Below are 20672 nucleotides of genomic sequence, written 5' to 3' on the forward strand. Positions count from 1 at the left end.
CTCCTAATCTGCTTGGTAAATGGCATCAATAGCCACTTTTGCTGCTTCATAATTGCCTAGATAATCCTCCGCTAGATAAACTAGTGGAATGGTGGTTAAGTATCGCTCCCTCATTTGGTCCAAATGCTGGGAAAAACAGTAGCGAATGTGGTCTTCCGCCATGGTCATATCTCTAAACCCGTCATTGACATAGGAGCCAACAGGCTGCACAAAGAGAATCAAGTCCCATTTTTCCTTGGCCAAGATCGAAACAAAGAGATTGTCAAAGGTTTCTCCTGATAAGTCCTCTTGGTCCTCAGTCTCCATGTAATAGTCATAGTAGCCCTTGGTTACCAAGGAGTTGGTATCGGCTATCACTAGGCCTCGATTGGCATTGCTGTCGATTAACTTGGAGGTCTGGTCATACTGTCCCAACAGGAGATAGTAGTAATCCTTTGGAGTCAATTCATCGTCGCGGACATTGTTTTTGATCTGGTACTCACGCGCGTATTCCAGACTAACGGGCGCATCGTAATACCTTGCCAAATCCTTGGCCAGAGTGGTCTTCCCATTGCTAGCACTTCCCATAATCAACACTTTCTTGGTAAACTGACGACGGAAGGGTTGAGCGATGTATTTCCAATATTTGCTTGGATTTTCTCGAATCATAGTCGCTGAGATACCAAACTTTCTTTCTTGCAAGACGGTGCTAAATCCACGTTTAGCTAGCTCCTGCTGGTATTCTTCTTCTCCTACAAAAAAAGTCAGTTCTTGCTGGTTTTCATCATAGGAAATCTCTGCTAACATCTGGTCCAACCACTCCTGCCAGCCCATAGGGTAACGGGGAAGGTTGGTCTCATCCAGCTTGCAGACAGAGGTCAATTCGTCATCACGAAAAGCCTCTCGGATATAGCGAAATCGTTTTTGAAGACTTAAACCTACCTGCTCCCCTCGGTCTCCCTCGTAGCCTGAAACGACTACCCAGACCTGGTCACACTGACGCTTCGCTCGCTGAATCAGATCGATATGCCCTTGATGGAGAGGGGCAAAGGTCCCAAATACCACTGCTGTTTTCTTTTTCATAAACGTTTTACCTTTTTATAATTTTTGATATTTTTATTTTCTATGTTTTTATTATATACTATATTTTTGTTTTGTCAATAGTTTTTTATCATTTTTTATAAAAAAGTAGCAAAAAAAGAATCAGGATTGCTCCTGACTCTCCATTTTTAAGCAATATCAAATTTTAATTGACCAGCTTTAACACCTATCTTGAGGGTCTTACCTGCTACCAGTTCTCCCTTGAGAAGGAGTTCTGCTAGCTTGTCTTCCACTTCTGTTTGCAGGGTTCTGCGAAGTGGACGGGCTCCCATTTCTGGATTGTAACCGTGACTAGCTAGCAACTTCAGTGCCGAAGCTTGCAGTTTCAAGTCAATACCCTTCTCTGCCAGGCTAGCAATCAATGGTTTCACCATGATCTTGACAATTTCTTGCATGTGTTTGCTATCTAAGCTATGGAAGACCACCTTTTCATCAATACGGTTGATAAACTCTGGTCGATAAGCTTTTTTCAACTCTTCAAAGATTCGTTTTTCCATATTTTCCTGGTCAAAACGAATGTCTTTCGCGCCAAAGCCAACAGTCTTGTCATCACGAAGAGCCGTCGCGCCAAGGTTTGACGTCATGATAATAATGGTATTTGAAAAATCAACCTTGCGCCCCTTGCTATCTGTCAAGACACCGTCGTCCAGGACCTGCAAGAGGACATTAAAGATGTCTGGGTGGGCCTTTTCTACCTCGTCAAATAGAAGAACAGAGTATGGTTTGTTGCGAACCTTCTCAGTCAACTCCCCACCTTCTTCGTAGCCCACATAACCAGGAGGAGCTCCATTGAGACGGCTAGCCGCAAATTTCTCCATATACTCACTCATATCAAAGCGGATAAGGGCTGATTCGTCATCAAAGAGAACTTCTGCCAGAGCCTTTGCCAATTCGGTCTTACCGACTCCTGTCGGCCCTAGGAACATAAAGGAACCAATCGGACGCTTATGACTGCGAATTCCTGACTGGTTGCGGCGAATCGCACGGCTAATACTTGAAACAGCTTGATCTTGACCGATGACACGTTTGTGTAGTTCCACTTCCAAGTTCAGGTATTTCTTAGCATCCGTTTGAGTCAGTTTTTGGACTGGAATCCCTGACAAGCGACTCAAGGTAGTCAAAATTTCAGATTCTGTTACCAAGTCTTTATAGACAGGGACTTCCTGCTCTTTTGCGATTAGCTGAGCAGCTTGTTTCCACTTGCCATCCATCAAGGCCTTGTCAGCTGGACTCAAGCCGGATTCGACTGCTTTCACATGCTTGGATTTGTTTTGCACTGTTGCTGCTGCTTCATCTAAGAGGTCGATAGCAGAGTCTGGCAAGTGACGACTGGTCAAGTAACGATGCGCCATCTTAACTGCTGTTTCGACAGCTTCATCTGTGATTTGCACACGATGGTGTTTCTCATAGGTAGCCTTCAAACCTTGCAAAATAGTCATGCTGTCAGCTAGACTTGGCTCTTCAATCGTCACTTTGGCAAAACGACGAGAAAGAGCTGCATCTTTTTCGATGTGTTTTTGGTATTCTTCCTGAGTGGTCGCCCCAACCGTTCTCAAAGTTCCACGAGCTAAGGCTGGTTTCAAGATATTAGCCGCATCTAGAGTCGAATCAATACCGCTACCAGAACCCATGATGGTGTGGAGTTCATCGATAAAGAGGATCACTTTGCCATCTTCCTCGATGTCCTTGATAATATTGTTCATACGCTCTTCAAAATCTCCACGGAAACGTGTTCCCGCAACGACATTCATCAAATCAAGCTCTAGAACACGCATCTTTGCCATTTCAGCTGGTACATCCCCACTAGCAATACGCTGGGCAAGCCCAAGTGCCAGAGCTGTTTTCCCGACACCAGCATCTCCAACTAAGACAGGATTGTTCTTGGTCTTTCGACTCAAAATCTGAATCATACGTGAGATTTCCTTGTCACGACCAATAACTGGCTCTAACTTTCCAGAGCGCGCTTGCTCCGTCAGGTCATGCGTGTAGTCCTCTAGACCGCCACTTTGAGCTTGAGGCATGCCCATCATATTGGCCATGGAATTTTGCTTGTCAGATACTGTGCGATGACGTTGACGCAAAGCCTTGAGATCTTCTCTTGTCCATCCTGCACGCTCTTCTAGATTGCGACGAAGAGCAGCAATTCTGACCTGATCTTTCTGGTCTTCATAAGAAAAGCCTGCTCTCTCCAAGATGCGAGTTGCCAAGGCATTGCCGTCATGCAAGATCGCATAGAGGACATGTTCTGTCCCTAGCACCTTTGCGTGGACCACTGAGGCTACATACTCTGCTTCTGCAAAGAGAACCTCTAAACGATGGGAAAAAGGTAATTCCGTAAAGGTTTCATCTTGGCTATAGTCGGTTTCAGTCAGTTCCAACGCAACCTCTTCTAAACGATCCATTTCATAAGGATAATCATTTAGAGTTGCACCTGCCACACTGTAACTGTGATTGGACATGGTAATCAACAAATGCCATGACTCTAGATAACGGGCTCCAAAATGGCTCGCAACCATGTAGGCACTTTCGATACATTCATTCAATGCTTTTGAATAGTTCATCTTACTTCTCTTTTCTATCTACCTCTTGTAATAGCTGTCGGAGCATATTGGCACGGACAACTGAGGATTCTTCCCCTAGGACACGATCTGTTGCCACAGATGCCAGCAAGGTCATCTCCTGCTTGGTCATCAAGTCCTGCTCCACCAAAAGCTGGAGAATATCCTCATAGATCTCCTGACTAACTCGCTCACCAATCGAGTAAAGCAAATCGCGGAGCATCTCATGATGACTGGAAAATTCAATCCGCCCTATGCGAATGTAGCCTCCGCCACCACGCTTGCTCTCAACCAAGTAACCTCTGCTTTCCGTAAAGCGGGTCTTGATGACATAGTTGATCTGGCTCGGTACAACCTGGAAGGTATCTGCTAACTGGCTCCGTTGCAATTCCACAATACCAGATTGGTCTAAAATCGCCTTGATATAGGCTTCGATATGATCTGATGTATTTTTAAATCTCATAGTAAATCAAACTCCTTCTTTGAACCTTGACTATCTTTGACTATTATACCGAAATTTTTGATTTTTTTAAAGGAAAAGGGAACAAGTTGCGAAGATTATTATAAACTATCCAAAACAAAAAGATGGGACCGTCAAACGGTCTCCATCTTTTTTAGTTATTCAAAGTTAAGATTAGTCAACTTTTTTAGCACGGTATACAAGTCCTGCCAAAGCTGCAAGAACTAGACCAAGAATAGTAGAGAATACTGTAAAGTCTGATCCACCAGTATTTGGCAAATCTCCCTTAGGCTGTTCACCCTTAGGATCTTCCTTAGGACCTTCCTTAGGTTCTTCTTTTTTCGGTTCAGTATACGTGTTAGTGATTGTTGGGTTGTTACCTGTAACTTCTGTTACAAGTTGACCTGCACCATTATCTGTCACTTTTACTGTCACTTCGTAAGAATTTTCATCATATTTGATATTCTCATCGTTACCTTTTACTTCAGTAATAGTGTAAGTGTGCTCACCTGCTGCTGCGTACTTAATTGCTTTGAAAGTAACAGTACCGTCTGCAGCGTTTGTCGCTGTTTCGATTAATTTGTCACCTTCTTTAAGTTCAAACTTAAACTGACCTTCTGCAAGTTCTTTATCTTTTTCTTTATCTTTCAAGACTTTCTTAGCTGTGAAGGTTACTTGTGTAGAAGAAGCAACATAAGTGTTTGTGAAGGTTGGGTTGTTGTCAGTTACAGTCGCAACAAGTTTGCCTGCACCGTTGTCAACAACTTTAACAGTCACTTCGTGTTTAGTAGTGTCGTATGTCACACCTGCTTCGCTACCTGCTTTTTCAGTGATAGTGTAAGTGTGGCTACCTGCTTCTTTGTATTCGATACCTTCGAAAGCAACTGTACCGTCTGCAGCGTTTGTCGCTGTTCCGATTACTTTGTCACCTTCTTTAAGTTCAAACTCATATTTACCTGCTTCAAGGGCTTTACCTTCTAAGACTTTCTTAGCGGTAATATTTACAGTTGTTGAAGATGCTTTATAAGTGTTAGTGAAGGTTGGGTTGTTACCTGTAACAGTTGCAACAAGTTGACCTGCACCGTCATCTTTAACGTTCACCTTAACTTCGTGTTTGGCAGTATCGTATGTCACACCTGCTTCGCTACCTGCTTTTTCAGTGATAGTGTAAGTGTGGTCGCCTGCTTCATTGAACTCAATTTCTTTGAAAGTAACAGTGCCGTCTGCAGCATTTTTAGCTGTTGCAACGACTTTGTCACCTTCTTTAAGTTCAAACTCATATTTACCAGCTTCTAGAGCTTTACCATTCAAGACTTTAGTAGCCGTGATAGTAGCTGTTGTTGTAGCTGCTTTATAAGTGTTTGTGAAGGTTGGGTTGTTGTTAGTTGCAGTTGCAACAAGTTTGCCTTGACCATTATCTGTAACGTTTACTGTCACTTCATGTGTAGCAGTGTCGTATGTCACACCTGCTTCGCTACCTGCTTTTTCAGTAATTGTGTAAGTGTGAGGGCCTGCAGCATCATAGCTGATTGCTGGGAAAGTAACAGTACCGTCTGCTGCGTTTTTAGCTGTCGCAACGACTTTGTCACCTTCTTTAAGTTCGAATTCGTATTTATCAGCTTCAAGGGCTTTACCGTTCAAGACTTTCTTAGCTGTAATCGTTGCACTTGTTTTAGCTGCTTTATATGTGTTGGTGAAGGTTGGGTTGTTGTCTTTTACATCTGCAACAAGTTTTCCTTCCCCGTTATCTGTAACGTTCACTGTTACATTGTGAGTAGATTCATCGTATGTCACACCTGCTTCGCTACCTGCTTTTTCTGAGATAGTGTAAGTGTGGTCGCCTGCTTCATTGTATTCGATTTCTTTGAAAGTAACAGTACCGTCTGCAGCGTTTTTAGCTGTCGCAACGACTTTGTCACCTTCTTTAAGTTCGAACTCATACTTGTCAGCTTCAAGTTTTTTACCATCCAAGACTTTAGTAGCTGTAATCGTTGTACTTGTTTTAGCTGCTTTATATGTGTTGGTGAAGGTTGGGTTGTTACCTGTAACAGTTGCAACAAGTTGGCCTTGACCATTATCTGTAACTGCTACCTTAACTTCGTGTTTAGCAGTGTCGTATGTCACACCTGCTTCGCTACCTGCTTTTTCTGAGATAGTGTAAGTGTGGTCGCCTGCTTCATTGTACTCAATTTCTTTGAAAGTCACAGTACCGTCTGCAGCGTTTTTAGCTGTCGCAACGACTTCTTCACCTTTTTTAAGTTCGAATTCGTATTTATCAGCTTCAAGGGCTTTACCGTTCAAGACTTTAGTAGCTGTGATAGTTTCTTTAGCTGATTTAGCTTTATAAACGTTCGTGAAAGTAAGGTTTTCAGCACCTGTTGCAGTTGCAACAAGTTGACCTTGGCCGTTATCTTTAACGACTACTGTTACTTCATAAGCATTTGGATCGTATTCAACTCCGGCTACATCACCAGCTTTTTCAGAAATAGTGAATGTACGAGTTTCCTCTTTTGTGAACGTAAGTTCTGGGAATTGAATCTTACCGTTTGCATCGTTTGAAACAGTGTGGAGAACTGTTCCGTTTTCTTTCAACTCAAATTCAAATTGGCCAGCCTCGATAGCTTTACCGTTCAAGACTTTCTTAGCTTCAAGTTGAAGTTTTGCTTCTTTAGCAGCGTATGAGTTTGTAAATTCTTTCTTAGAATCTTTATATTTAACGCTTGCAATCTTTTGACCATACACGTTTGCTACAGTAACTTCTGCTTCAAGTACTGAATCATCGTATGTATAGCCAGGTTTGCTGTCATTTACTTCTTTAATTTGGTATTTGAATGTACCTTCATTAGAGAATTTAACTGTTGGGAATTTAATATTTCCTTCAGCATCATTCTTAGCTTCTTTGATAGTTCCATCTGGAGCAATCAATTGGAAAGTAAATGCATCTGCCTCAAGAGTTTTTCCTTCAAGTTTTTTCTTAACTTGGAATTCAACCTCATCAGACTTCGCACCTGAACCGATACCTTCTGTAGTTGTCAAAGCAGCAAATCCATGAACATCAAATGTTTCTTGATCGGTTGTCGCTTTTACATCGTTAAATGCTTTTTTAGTTGCATTGTCAACTGGAGCAGTTAGACGAGTTTTATATAGAATATAGAGACCTTGTCCGTCCATTGTACCATCACCGTTTGGAGTGATTGTAAAGTGATTTCCATCAACAACGTTGATATGGGCAGCTTCTAGTCTTGGACGAGCTTCAGCTTTGTTCCACTCAGTAAAGTAGTAACCAGTAATTTCACTTGCAAGAACTTGTCCTTCTGGAATAGTATCTTCGAGTTTAACCCCTGTGTAAGATTTTGCATAGCGGTTAACACGGATACGCCAGTTTACATAGTTAGGATCGTCTGAGTCTTGAACTCCCCATTTAGTAAATCCAGTTGGGTCATCATCTGGGACGATACGAGTCAAAGTGTAAACTTGGTCACCTGGGATATTAATTTGATAAGGAGTGTTTAGTTTAACACTATCTGCCCAAACGACTGTAAACAGGGCAGTAATCTCCTTGTTCTCTGACAAATTAGCAAAGTAAGCAGCATTTGTCACTTTGACAGTAGCTGTGTTATCTGCTTTACTAGTTGTCAATTCAGCAATAGTTGTTTGCCCATCTGGTGCTTTCAATTCCGTAGTAGAATCTTTTTCAATTTTAAATTCGTTTGGAACATGATACACCATGTAATCCCCATCTTTGAGGGTTACATCATTTGGGAAACTATAAGTTGGTTGAAGATAGAATTTACCTTCCCCGTACTTAGCGCCATCAACAAGTTTGTTATTGTTGATTTTTGAAACAGTTTTCATTGTGTAACTGCTCGCTGGTAGTTCCTCCGCTTGAACAACTGTGCTAACTTTGAGTGCAGGCAAAAAGACCGACACAACCAGTAGCAAGGCCATCAAGCCATGAAAGAGTTTACTAGTTCTCTTTTTCACCACATTATCCTCCTTATTGTCTATAATGGTTCAATTATATTATACAGTTCCATTACAAAATGTCAACTAAAATTTAATTATTTTTATATTAACTTACCATTTCTTTAAATATTAAGCCTAATCATGCATGTTCATCAGCTTTGAAACAATTAAATCCAAGCAAGGATTTCGCTTGTATTTAATATATACTAATTTCCTAAAAGGCTACGTATTTAATCCCAATTCTGCTAATATTTGCCGTTTGTAGGCAATTTTTTGGACTTCCTTGTCTTCGTTCTGGGGCCAATCTAGTTTGACTTCAGAGACAATCTGTCCAGGACGATTTTTCAAGATATAGATGCGGTCGCTGAGATTGAGGGCCTCTTCGATACTATGCGTGATGATGAGGGTCGTCAGCTGTAGCTGTTTGTGAATCTCCAGATACCAAGAGTGGAGTTCCATCTTGGTCATCTCATCCAAGGCACTAAAGGCTTCGTCAAGAAGAAAGAGCTTGTGCCCAAAAAGATAGGTCCGGAGCAAGGCTACACGCTGACGCATCCCTCCACTGAGTTCGTGAGGATACTTATCCCGTACAGCTGTCAACTGGAAGGTCGCAAGGATCTCATCCGCTCGGGCAATGGCCTCCGCCTTATCCACCTTTTGAATCAAGAGGGGCAAGATGATATTGCCAAGCACCGTCTTGTGCTCCAAGAGGAGATCCTTTTGCAGCATATAACTCACGCGCCCCTTAGGATTTTCCTCGCCATCAAGGACAATTCTCCCCGACTGGACTTTTAAAATCCCAGCGATTAGGTTAAAGAGAGTGGTCTTTCCAACACCACTTGGACCTAGGATAGAAACCACTTCACCCGAAGTCACCTGCAGGTTGATGTCCTCTAAAATCTTTTCATCGCCATAGGCATAGCTTACGTGTTCTAGTCTAATTTCTGTCATTATTTTACAAATTCATTAGTGAAACCTTTGTCAGTCAAGTCTTCTTTAAGGATACCATTTTCTTTGTCCCATTTGTAGAAGGCATTCCAGCGAGCTGCATCAAATTGTCCCCATTTTTCCTTGTCACTTGCGTATTCTTTTGACAAGTATTTTTGCGATTCGATGACAAAGTCACGTTTTTCCTTGAGTTCAGGTGCATTTTTGATAAGAATATCCGCAGCTTCTTCTGGATGTTCCATGGCATATTGGTAGCCTTTTTTGATAGCTTGGATGACTTTACGAGCTTCTTCTTTATTGTCTTTGAGGTAGTCGTTGTTAGCGATGATAACTGGTGAGTAGTAGTCAAACTCTTTAACATAGTCTTTCAAGTACATGAAGTTGGCGTCTACACCTTGAGATTTAGCAAGGATACCATCCCAACCGTAGTAAATCCAAGCAGTGTCAAAAACGCCATTGGCAATTGGTGTGATGGAGTTTGAGTCGTTGTTTGGTACTTTTTCGACCTTCTCGAAGTCTCCACCTTGAGATTCCACCAAGGTTTTCAACATAGCAAGCTCAGTCGGGTCATTCCAGGTTCCGTATTTCTTCCCAACCAAGTCCTTTGGACTGCTGACATTGTCCGATTTACGTGAGATGATTCCTGATGTATTGTGCTCAACGATAGCTGCAACGGCAGTAATCCCTGCCCCTTTTTCCAATTTCTTAGCCATGTAGTCTTGGAAATAGATAGCAAATGGTGCCTTGCCATTGATCACCAAGTCAGATGAACTTTCTTCTGGTGGCAATTTCAAATCAACATCCACTCCAGCTTCCTTGAAATAGCCTTTTTCCTTGGCTACATAAAGTCCCGTGTGGTTGGTATTTGGCGTCCAGTCTAGGATAAAGTCAATCTTCTTGACTTCTGCTTCTTTGTTGTCCTTAGAAGCAGTTCCTTGGCCACAAGCCACCAGCACGACAGCTACAAAAGCTGTTACAAGCGTTAAAAACACTTTCCATGTTTTCTTCATTTTCATTTCCTCTTTTCTTTTTCAAAAACGCTCTATTTAAGTACGTTTCCATTTAATCACATATTTTTCACTGATATCGACCAGCTTCATACCCAAAAGACTGATAATCGACACCAGAATAATAATCGCAAACATGGTATCATACTGAAACAGTTTCTTGGACTGAATCATATAAACACCAAGTCCTTCAAAGCCTCCCAACCACTCAGATACCACTGTTGTGATAAAGGCGTAGGAGACACTAACCCTCAGACCTGCATAAAAGTAAGGCAGGCTGACCGGGATTTTAAAATGCCACAGGATTTGCCAAGGGTTTGCTCGCATCAGACTAAACAAGGTCAGCATATCCTTGTCACAATGCCTAAAACCATCCAAAATGCTGACGATGATAGGGAAGGTTGTCGTCAGGATAATCAAGACAATCTTGGGCAAAATTCCATAGCCTAGCCACAAGACCAAGATAGGAGCTATAGCAATGGTCGGAATAGTCTGGACAACCACCATCATAGGGTAGATAAGATCATTGAGCCAAGTTAGACTGTCCATAAGCACCGCCATGAGGCAAGCAATCAAGACTCCTAAAACTAGCCCCAGCAAAGCCACTCTCAAGGTCGCCCAGCTATGGTGCCAGAGAAATTCTCTGTCACGAACAAAGGCCTGGAGAATTTCAAAAGGGGTTGGCAGGATAAACTTGGGTAAAAGTTTGAATATTCCCGCTAACTGCCAGACCGACAAGACTCCTAGAAAACCCAATAGACTAATGTGACGTCTCAGTATACTTTTCAAGTTTCTCATCAATACTTAAAATCTCTCCTACATTTATTTTGACATTGGCAAAGACATTATCTGCTTCCCGCCCTGCCACTTCTAGTGCGTCTTTGAGAATGCGCATGAGCTCATCAAACTCCCCTTCCAAGACCGTTTCAAATGGTGTCACTACCATGGTCACGGACTGAGCTTGCAGATAGGTAATAACCTGATCGATAATAGCAATTCGATCAATCCCCTGTGATAGGGGTAAGACTTGCAAGGCAATGCTTGCTTTCATAAAAACCTCCTCTTCTCGGTTTTCCTTTTTGACAAAAAGAAAACCTCTTCCATATATGGAAAAGGTGCAGAATTCGGCTAAGTATCGTTCCCTACGCTGGCATTACCCAGATCAGGTGCGGTCGAAGTTTAACACTTCCTCTCAGACTGTACACAGACTCCCATATCTTATATGGACATATAGTAACGCAAATACAAGGAAAAGTCAAGGAAACTGCTTACAGAAAATCATGAAAAAGAGCTTGAAGACAAATGTTTCAAACTCTTTCATAACTTTCTTATTTAGCCTCGTACCAGGTTGCCCCTTCATTCTCATCTGCAATAAGGGGAACACTGAGTTGAATGGCTTCTTCCATGGTTTGTTTCACCAGTACTTTGATGGCTACTAGTTCTGATTTCGGAACCTCGAGGACGATTTCATCATGCACTTGTAACAGCATCTTGGTCTGATAACCGCCCGCTACTAAAGCCTTGTCTAGCTGGATCATTGCAATCTTGAGAATATCTGCTGCCGAACCCTGGATAGGAGAGTTGATGGCAGTCCGCTCTGCAAAACCACGAATGTTGAAGTTACGCGAATTGATATCTGGTAACTCACGACGACGCTTGAAGAGGGTCTCTACATAGCCCTTATCACGCGCTTCACGTACCACTTCTTCCATATAGTTTTTGATTCCAGGAAAACGTTCAAAGTAAGTGTCAATGTAGGCTTTGGCCTTCTTACGACTAATACCAAGATTGTTTGCCAAACCAAAATCTGAAATCCCGTAAACCACTCCAAAGTTTACCGCCTTGGCATTACGACGGTCGTTTGGAGTCACATCTTCAGGACGTTCAATGCCAAAGACCCGCATGGCCGTCGAGGTATGGATATCTGCCCCCTCTTGAAAGGCCTTAATCAAGTGCTCATCCTTAGAGATATGCGCCAAAACGCGCAATTCAATCTGTGAATAATCCGAGCTGAGCAGCACGCTATCCTCCCATTCAGGTACAAAAGCCTTACGAATGAGGCGACCTTGTTCCAAACGAACAGGAATATTTTGCAAGTTTGGATCTACACTAGACAGACGTCCGGTCTGAGTCAAATCTTGCACATAGCGCGTGTGGATCTTGCCATCATCCAAAATCCAGTCTTGCAAACCAATCACATAGGTAGATTGAATCTTGGCAATCTGACGGTAATCTAGGATTTTTTTAACAATCGGAGCAATAGGAGCTAGTCGCTCTAGCACATCCACGGCTGTCGAGTAACCTGTTTTGGTTTTCTTAGTGTATTCTAGAGGAAGACCCAGTTTTTCAAAGAGAAGCACGCCCAACTGCTTAGGGGAGTTGATATTAAACTCCTCACCAGCTAGCTCATAAATCTCTTGAGTGAGTTGCTCAATGACGACCTCATTTTCAGCCTGCATCTCAAGCAGGGTTTCTTTTTTGACCTTGATCCCAGCAATTTCCATCTTGGCAAGGACAAAAGCCAGAGGTTGCTCCATGTCATAGAGAAGGTCTAATTGCCCATGTTCACTGAGTTTTTCAAGTAAAACCGGCTCAGTCTCAATCAATACAGCAACCTTGCGAGCCAAGTGCTCCAAGAATTTCTCTCTCTCAGGGATGGCTTTCTTGACACCCTTACCGTAGAAAGTCTCATCATCAGCCAGATAAGTCTGGCCGTAGAGACTCGCAATGGTTGAAATTTCATTGTTCTCGACTGTTGAGAGGAGGTATTTGGCCAAACGACTGTCAAAAGCAGGTGCCTGGAGATTCAAGCCCAAGCGATTTAAAAGAACCTTCGCTTTCTTAAAGTCATACACTTTCAGAGGTGTTTTTTCTAGAAAATCCTTGAGAATCGGCTCCTGCAAGAGCTCAAGTTTATCTGTAGTGTAAAGTTTATCCCCACAGGACCAGGCAAAACCAACCAAATCATCTGTATGGTAATTTTCACCAAAGAGTTCAAAGTGGAAGATAGAGTCGGCACTCAGCATGTCTTGACTGACTTGGTCAACAATAGTGAAATCCAAGCTCTCAGGCGCATCCTTCGACGAAACATTTAGAGCTTGTTTGAGCTGTTTGAAGCCCATCTCATCGTAGAATTTCCCGAGATTTTCCACATTTGGGCCATTATAGACCAAATCATCAAGACCAATCTCAATCGGTGCCTGAGTCTCAATAGTCGCCAAGGTTTTAGACAAAAAGGCTTGTTCCTTGTCATTGATGAGATTTTCCTTCATCTTAGAAGCCTTCATCCCATCGATATTTTCATAAATACCCTCGAGCGAACCATGTTCCAGCAAGAGTTTGATACCCGTCTTTTCACCGATTTTAGTGACACCAGGGATATTATCAGACTTATCCCCCATGAGGGCCTTAAGATCAATGAACTGAGCTGGTGTGAGGCCCATCTTTTCCATGAGATAGTCCGGCGTAAAGGCCTCAAACTCAGCCACACCTTTTTTGGAAATCTCGACCACCGTATGCTCATCCGTCAACTGGATCAAGTCCTTGTCTCCGCTAACGATAGTCACATCAAAAGAATCCTTCTCAGCCAAACGACCTAGAGTCCCGATGATATCATCGGCTTCATACTGGGCCAACTCATAATGGCGAATCCCAAGATGATCTAACAACTCACGAATGAAGGGAAATTGCTCACGAAACTCATCTGGAGTTTTAGCACGGCCACCCTTGTAGTCTGCATACATCTCTGTTCGGAAAGTCGTCTTACCTGCATCAAAGGCAACCAAAACATGACTGGGCTCAACCCGCTCTAAGACATGATTCAACATGAGTTGAAAGCCATAGATTGCATTGGTATGAAGGCCATTAGCATTTTTAAAACGATCCAACTGCTGATAAAGCGCAAAAAAAGCTCGAAAAGCAACTGAAGATCCATCAATTAATAATAATTTTTTCTTGTCCATACACCCATTATAAAGGAAAGCAAGGAAAAATACCATCGGAAAGAGCTGAAAAACATGGACTTGTCCCTATTTCACCATAAAAAAGAAAAGGACCATTCAAATCCTTTTCTTTTATTGATTTCATGCGATTTATTTGTTTAATTTTCTCTTTGCAAATGGTAGCAAACCAAGAAGGAGACCAACAAATCCTAGTGATGCGACTGCTGAAGCATCTTGGCTTCCTGTATTTGGAAGGAGTTGCTCATCCGTTGCTGCAGGCGCTTTGTAGGTACGATCTTGTTCTGTTCCAAGAGTAGGGTTTGTAGCCAAAGGAGCTACACTGCCAGTGTATTCTGGAACTTCATTTACTGCAGGTTCAATCTTTTCAGCATAGGCTGGAATATTGGCCACTGCTGGGGCACCACTTTCTGCATAAACTGGAACATTTGCTAGGGCTGGGGCACCACTTTCTCCATAAGGAAGAGCATTGTTTACTATTGGTGTACCGCTTTCTCCGTAAGCTGGAACATTCACTACGGCTGGGGCGCCACTTTCTGCATAAGGCAGAGTATTGTTTACTATTGGTGTACCGCTTTCTCCGTAAGCTGGAACATTCGCTACGGATGGAGCTCCGCTTTCGCCATAAGCTGGAATATTAGCCACCGTCGGAGTACCACTTTCGCCATAAGCTGGGACATTCGCTACGGATGGAGCACCACTTTCTGCATAGACTGGGAGTTCATTTACAGCAGCTTCTACCGCATTTGCACCTTTGTTGTATTCTGGCAACTCTGCAGTTGCAGCTTCTACTGCGTTCACCCCACCTTTAAAGTCTTCAATTTCAAGAACAGCCGACATGACACTACTTAGAGACTTAATAGCATTCTCATAGTCTACTAAAGCTTGTTGCAAGTCTTTGACTTGACTATTCTTGTCACCAGAAACTTGTAAACTTGATAATTGCGCTTTAATCTTAGCAACTTGCTCTTCTAATTTACTTAGCTCAAGTTTTTTCGCATTACTATTTTCTTCCGCCGCTTCCTTGTCAGCTGCAGTGAGTTTAGCTTGATCTTGACTTGAGAAATCTTCTTGGCTCTTCGCTTCGGCTGGTGTCACCTGGTCACTGTCTTCTGCCAAGAAATCATCTAACAAGTCGGACGCTTCAATATCTCCATCTTCGATAGCTTTCAAGATAGCATCCTTGCCAATCACTTCTTTAGCTGCCTTAATCGCCGCTTCCTTATCAGTGATAGTAGCAACTTTGTTGATGTCGTCAATGGTTGATTTTTCAATTTTTTCTAAGGTAGCGATTAAATCTGAGCGAACTTTTGCTGCTTCTTCCGCCGCTTCCTTGTCCGCTGCAGTTAGCTTGGCTTGGTCTTGGCTTGAGAAATCTTCTTGGCTCATCGCTTCGGCCGGTGTTACTTGTTCACTGTCTTCTGCCAAGAAATCTGCCAACAAGTCGGACGCTTCAATATCTCCATCTTCAATGGCTTTCAAGATAGCATCCTTACCAATCACTTCTTTAGCTGCCTTAATAGCTGCTTCCTTATCAGTGATAGTAGCAACTTTGTTGATGTCGTCAATGGTTGATTTTTCAATTTTTTCTAAGGTAGCGATTAAATCTGAGCGAACTTTTGCTGCTTCTTCCGCTGCTTCCTTGTCAGCTGCAGCGAGTTTTGCTTGGTCTTGGCTTGAAAGTTGAGATTGGCTCTTCGCTTCGGCCGGTATTACTTGTTCACTGTCTTCTGCCAAGAAATCATCTAACAAGTCAGATGCTTCAATATCTCCATCTTCGATAGCTTTCAAGATGCCGTCCTTGCCAATCACTTCTTTAGCCGCCTTAATCGCTGCTTCCTTATCAGTGATAGTGGCATCCTTGGTGATGTCGTCGATGGTCTCTTTTTCAATTTTTTCTAGGGTAGCGATTAAATCTGAGCGAACTTTTGCTGCTTCCTCCGCTGCTTCCTTGTCGGCTGTAGCGAGTTTAGCTTGGTCTTGGCTTGAAAGTTGAGATTGAGTTTTTGCTTCGGCTGGTGTTACATGATCGCTGTCTTCTGCCAATAAATCTGCCAGTAAGTCGGACGCTTCGATATCGCCTTCTTCGATAGCTTTCAAGATAGCATCCTTGCCAATCACTTCTTTAGCTGCCTTAATCGCTGCTTCCTTATCAGTAATAGTAGCATCCTTGGTGATGTCGTCGATGGTCTCTTTTTCAATTTTTTCTAGGGTAGCGATTAAATCTGAGCGAACTTTTGCTGCCTCTTCCGCCGCTTCCTTGTCCGCTGCAGTTAGCTTGGCTTGGTCTTGAGTTGAGAAATCTTCTTGGCTCATCGCTTCGGCTGGTGTCACCTGATCGCTGTCTTCTGCCAATAAATCATCTAACAAGTCAGACGCTTCAATATCTCCATCTTCGATAGCTTTCAAGATGCCGTCCTTGCCAATCACTTCTTTAGCTGCCTTAATCGCTGCTTCCTTATCAGTAATAGTAGCATCTTTGTTAATGTCGTCGATGGTTGATTTTTCGATTTTTTCTAAGGTAGCGATTAAATCTGAGCGAACTTTGGCTGCCTCTTCCGCCGCTTCCTTGTCCGCTGCAGCCAGTTTAGCTTGGTCTTGACTTGAGAAATCTTCTTGGCTCGTCGCTTTGGCTGGTGTTACTTGATCACTGTCTTCTGCCAAGAAATCATCTAACAAGTCGGACGCTTCGATGTCACCTTCTTCGATGGCTTTCAGGATAGCATCCTTGCCAATCACTTCTTTAGCTGCCTTAATAGCTGCTTCCTTATCAGTGATAGTGGCATCCTTGTTGATGTCGTCGATGGTTGATTTTTCAATTTTTTCTAGTGTAGCGATTAAATCTGAGCGAACTTTAGCTGCATCAACCTGAGCCTCTTTATCAGCTTCGTCTAACTTAGCTTGGTCTTCATCTGTGAATTCTGATACAGGTTCAGCTACTGTTTTGTGCTCGCTCGTATCTGCTGGCCAGTCTACAATAACATCCCCAATCTCCAAATTCTCATCTGCGATAGCCTTCAAAAGATCTTCTTTACCAATCTCTTCTTTGGCTTCTTTGATAGCCGCTTCTTTATTGGTGATTGAAGCGTCTTTTTTAATATCTTCAATTACAGCATTTTCAAGAGATTCTAGGGCTTGAACCAGGGCATCAGTCGCTTGAGAAACTTGTTCTTTGGCATCTTTTTCAGCCTGGTCTAATAGAGCCTTCTCCTCAGTAGATAATTTTTTATTAGTTTGAACTTCAGGACCTGTTACCACTGCTTTATCTTCTGCACCTTCTGGCAATTCAGCGATGATATTATCTAAGCTGAGCTCTCCAGACTCAAGAGTATCTGAAATATACATCTTACCGATATATTCCTTCACAGCTTCAGCTGCATCCTCTTTGTCCTCAATCGCTTCCTTATCCTTAATATCACTAATAGCCTGTTCCTCAAGTTCATCCAAAGCCTTCATCAACTCTTCTTTGGTCATTCTAGCTGGATTTGTCGCACCAGGATTAGCTGGACTAGCGTTTTCTGATCCCTTTTCAGTTTGAGCTCCGCTATCCCCTTCTGCTGCGGCTTGTGGTTGTGCAGGAGCAACTGCCTGCTCTTCTGCTTTTCCTCCATCTGCCTTGACTACTGAAGGCTGTGAAACGAAAACACCAGCTCCCAAAACAGCTGCACTTGCTAAACTTCTTAAAATTACTTTTTTCTTGTCCATTAGACAATGCCCCTCTTATAGTTTTTTAATATTATTATATTATACTACTTAATGAGCGTCAACTAATTTGTTATAGCTTTTTAAAAATTTTTTAATAAGAAGAAAGCTTATCTCTTGTTTAAGAAAGACTCGACATTCTCACCCCGTTACTATCGAGTTTGTAGCCATCAATAATCGTATTAACAGCTAAGGCTCCCGAAGCATCGACATAGTAATGTTTCCCCGAGACTTGGAACCATTGACTAGCTTTCATCCGGCCAGATTCCTCTAAGTAATACCAAGTTCCCTTGTCTTTAAGCCAGCCCGTCTGCATCTCACCCGAAGCCTTTAGATAATACCAGTGAGAGCCATCCTTAATCCAGCCAGTTGACATGGTCCCATTTTCTTTTAAATGATACCAATTGCCATTAACTTTTTTCCATCCTGTCGCTAGCTTACCATTCTCTCGGTAATACCAACTCCCTCCTTCTTTTTTCCAGCCTTTCACTGTATTGCTTAACTCTGCATACTGCACATATCTTCTAGCACCACTGTAGGATAGATAGCCGAGCCACTTATAACCATCCTTTTCAAGAACTTGATCATAACTCACACTCTCACCAGCATAATAGTAGTCAATAACCTGTCCTGTACTTGACGGTTGGTCCATAATCGGCGATTTCTCCGTGAATACTATTGCCCCACTAGACGGAAGCTCTGAGCTACGAGCATTCTCACCCGCACTATGGCTAGCAGATAAATCCCTAAAATGAATAAAACCTGTCATCGAACTAGCCTTGACTTTTCGACGATTATACTTTTCTCGAACCCCATAGTTATACTCTTCGATCTCAATCGTATCCCCCGACACATTTGATACCCAGGCCACGTGCCCATAATAACCTTCTGTCGACCAAGCAATAGCTCCAACTTCTGGCTTAGTATCCACACGGTAGCCTTCTCGCCTTGCACGGTGTCCCCATTCATTTGCATTTCCGTAGGCAGGAGGAATCTCAAAGCCATTTACACTACTCAAACGAAAGGCCGCAAAAGAGGTACACTGGCGAGAATACATCCGCCACTGATCGATTTCAACACTACCATTTTTGTAGTGAAGCGGATAGTCATCTCCACGCGCTACACTGTCGGCCTGAACTGATTCTCCACCAAACAAAAAGGTACTCGTAACGAACAAAGTAGCCAGCCCTACACTCAACTGAGTACATCTACTCTTCTTAACTCCTGATTTAAAAAACGTCATTCATTCTCCTTAATAATATAAATTTCCGAGGTTACCCTCGTTTATACTATTCGGGAGAAAAAGAAAAAAGTGAGCAAAGCTCACTTCATTTTAGGATTCTTAGTCTAGATAGCGAATCAAGTTCTTTTCTGTCAAGATATCTGAGTAGGTGAAGGATTCAACGTAGACATTGGCTTGTTTGTCTCCCTCAACATCCCCAAATTCAACGATAAATAGAGATGGATAAACCTCAATTAGCTTACCTAATCTATTTTTTTGGCGCTTACGGCCATTCTCCAAAGTCATTTCAACGACTTGTCCCTCATGTGCCTTGATTTCTTCTTTGATTTTTTTCATCTTGGCTACATCTGTAAATGCATCTGACATCTTATGCCTCCCTCTTTGAGATACTTGAAAATTTATTGTATTCTTTTTGGAAAATCAATTCCACCGTTCCACGAGCTCCACTACGGTTTTTCTCGATGATAACCTCAACCTTGTTATTTGGAATTCCTTCCTCTTCTTCACCCGCACGATCGTAGTAGTCGTCACGGTATAGAAAAGCTACGATATCCGCATCCTGCTCGATAGAACCCGATTCACGAATATCAGACAAGACTGGTCTCTTATCCTGACGCTGTTCCACTCCACGAGATAACTGACTAAGAGCAATGACTGGAACCTTTAGCTCTTTAGCTAGAATTTTCAACTGACGAGAAATTTCAGAGACTTCTTGTTGGCGGTTCTCACGACCAGTCCCTGTGATAAGCTGTAGGTAGTCGATCAAAATCAAGCCTAGATTGCCTGTTTCTTGAGCCAGTTTACGTGAGCGAGAGCGAATTTCCGTGATCCGAATCCCTGGCGTATCATCAATATAGATACTCGCGTTGGCTAGGTTCCCTTGGGCAATGGTATACTTTTGCCATTCCTCATCAGTCAATTGACCTGTACGGATAGAATGGGACTCCACTAATCCTTCGGCCGCCAACATACGGTCTACTAGACTTTCCGCACCCATTTCCAGTGAAAAGATGGCAACCGTCTTGTCCAACTTAGTCCCAATGTTCTGAGCAATGTTCAAAGCAAAGGCCGTCTTACCAACCGCTGGTCGCGCCGCTAGAATAATTAATTCCTCCTCATGGAGACCTGTCGTCATATGGTCCAAATCACGGTAACCCGTTGCAATACCAGTGATATCCGTAGTTTGTTGTGACCGAACTTCTAGGTTCCCAAAGTTGATATTTAGAATATCTCGGATGTTCTTGAACCCACTACGATTGGCGTTTTCGCTAACATCAATGAGTCCCTTTTCAGCCTGAGCGATGATTTCATCTGCAGGCTTAGAAGCCTCATAAGCTTGGTTGACAGACTCTGTCAACTTGGAAATCAAGCGACGAAGCATAGCCTTTTCGGCTACAATTTTAGCGTAATATTCTGCATTGGCTGAAGTTGGTACTGAGTTGACAATTTCAACAAGATAAGACAAGCCACCAATATTTTGGAGATCCCCTTGGCTATCCAAAATCGTTCGAACCGTCGTCGCATCAATCGCTTCCCCACGATCCGACAAATCTACCATCGCTTGGAAAATCAACCGATGAGCATACTTAAAGAAGTCACGAGAATCAATGTATTCTCGGACAAAAACGAGCTTACTCTCATCTATAAAAATAGCCCCCAGAACAGATTGTTCTGCTAAAATATCCTGAGGTTGAACTCGCAGTTCCTCTACTTCTGCCATCCGACTTTCCTTCCTTTTACAATCTTGTC

General features: G+C 42.7%; 13 protein-coding genes. All 13 read right to left on the reverse strand.

Annotation, left to right across the window (positions count from 1 at the left end; translation table 11 throughout):
• Positions 1-3 precede the first annotated feature (3 nt).
• Positions 4-1062, reverse strand: a complete 1059-nt coding sequence (locus MK395_RS08180) for an AAA family ATPase (RefSeq protein ID WP_268711640.1) — start codon at positions 1060-1062, stop codon at positions 4-6.
• A 146-nt stretch (positions 1063-1208) separates the two neighbouring features.
• A complete protein-coding gene (locus MK395_RS08185) occupies positions 1209-3641 on the reverse strand; it encodes an ATP-dependent Clp protease ATP-binding subunit (RefSeq protein ID WP_268711641.1) in 2433 nt (810 codons plus the stop codon).
• A gap of 1 nt (position 3642) precedes the next feature.
• The gene (locus MK395_RS08190) at positions 3643-4101 is read right to left on the reverse strand and encodes a CtsR family transcriptional regulator (RefSeq protein ID WP_001211261.1); all 459 of its coding nucleotides are present in this window, start codon (positions 4099-4101) and stop codon (positions 3643-3645) included.
• 171 nt (positions 4102-4272) lie between these two features.
• Positions 4273-8082 carry a Spy0128 family protein gene (locus MK395_RS08195; protein WP_268711642.1) on the reverse strand — a complete coding sequence of 1270 codons (3810 nt, stop codon included), beginning with the start codon at positions 8080-8082 and terminating at the stop codon, positions 4273-4275.
• 204 nt (positions 8083-8286) lie between these two features.
• Positions 8287-9015, reverse strand: a complete 729-nt coding sequence (locus tag MK395_RS08200; protein ID WP_000136209.1) for an ABC transporter ATP-binding protein — start codon at positions 9013-9015, stop codon at positions 8287-8289.
• Positions 9015-10022, reverse strand: coding sequence for an ABC transporter substrate-binding protein (locus MK395_RS08205; RefSeq protein ID WP_195215782.1), 1008 nt, complete (start codon positions 10020-10022; stop codon positions 9015-9017). The genes MK395_RS08200 and MK395_RS08205 overlap by 1 nt, the downstream gene beginning before the upstream one ends.
• Before the next feature lie 36 nt (positions 10023-10058).
• Positions 10059-10817 carry an ABC transporter permease gene (locus MK395_RS08210; RefSeq protein WP_268711643.1) on the reverse strand — a complete coding sequence of 253 codons (759 nt, stop codon included), beginning with the start codon at positions 10815-10817 and terminating at the stop codon, positions 10059-10061.
• Entirely contained in the window at positions 10780-11070 is a 291-nt protein-coding gene (locus tag MK395_RS08215; RefSeq protein ID WP_268711644.1) for a thiamine-binding protein, read from the reverse strand. The genes MK395_RS08210 and MK395_RS08215 overlap by 38 nt, the downstream gene beginning before the upstream one ends.
• Before the next feature lie 277 nt (positions 11071-11347).
• Entirely contained in the window at positions 11348-13981 is a 2634-nt protein-coding gene (gene polA, locus MK395_RS08220) for a DNA polymerase I (protein ID WP_268711645.1), read from the reverse strand.
• A 129-nt stretch (positions 13982-14110) separates the two neighbouring features.
• On the reverse strand, positions 14111-17683 hold the full coding sequence (locus MK395_RS08225) for an SIALI-17 repeat-containing surface protein (RefSeq protein ID WP_268711646.1): 3573 nt from the start codon (positions 17681-17683) through the stop codon (positions 14111-14113).
• A gap of 118 nt (positions 17684-17801) precedes the next feature.
• Entirely contained in the window at positions 17802-18923 is a 1122-nt protein-coding gene (locus MK395_RS08230) for a CHAP domain-containing protein (protein WP_268711647.1), read from the reverse strand.
• Positions 18924-19022: 99 nt separating this feature from the next.
• Positions 19023-19289 (reverse strand): Veg family protein, encoded by a 267-nt coding sequence (locus MK395_RS08235; RefSeq protein WP_001278165.1) that lies wholly within the window; start codon positions 19287-19289, stop codon positions 19023-19025.
• Between the two features lies 1 nt (position 19290).
• On the reverse strand, positions 19291-20643 hold the full coding sequence (dnaB, locus tag MK395_RS08240; protein WP_000852476.1) for a replicative DNA helicase: 1353 nt from the start codon (positions 20641-20643) through the stop codon (positions 19291-19293).
• Between the last annotated feature and the right edge of the window lie 29 nt (positions 20644-20672).

It is taken from the genome of Streptococcus oralis, from assembly GCF_026782085.1.
Taxonomy (GTDB): Bacteria; Bacillota; Bacilli; order Lactobacillales; family Streptococcaceae; genus Streptococcus; species Streptococcus oralis_DA.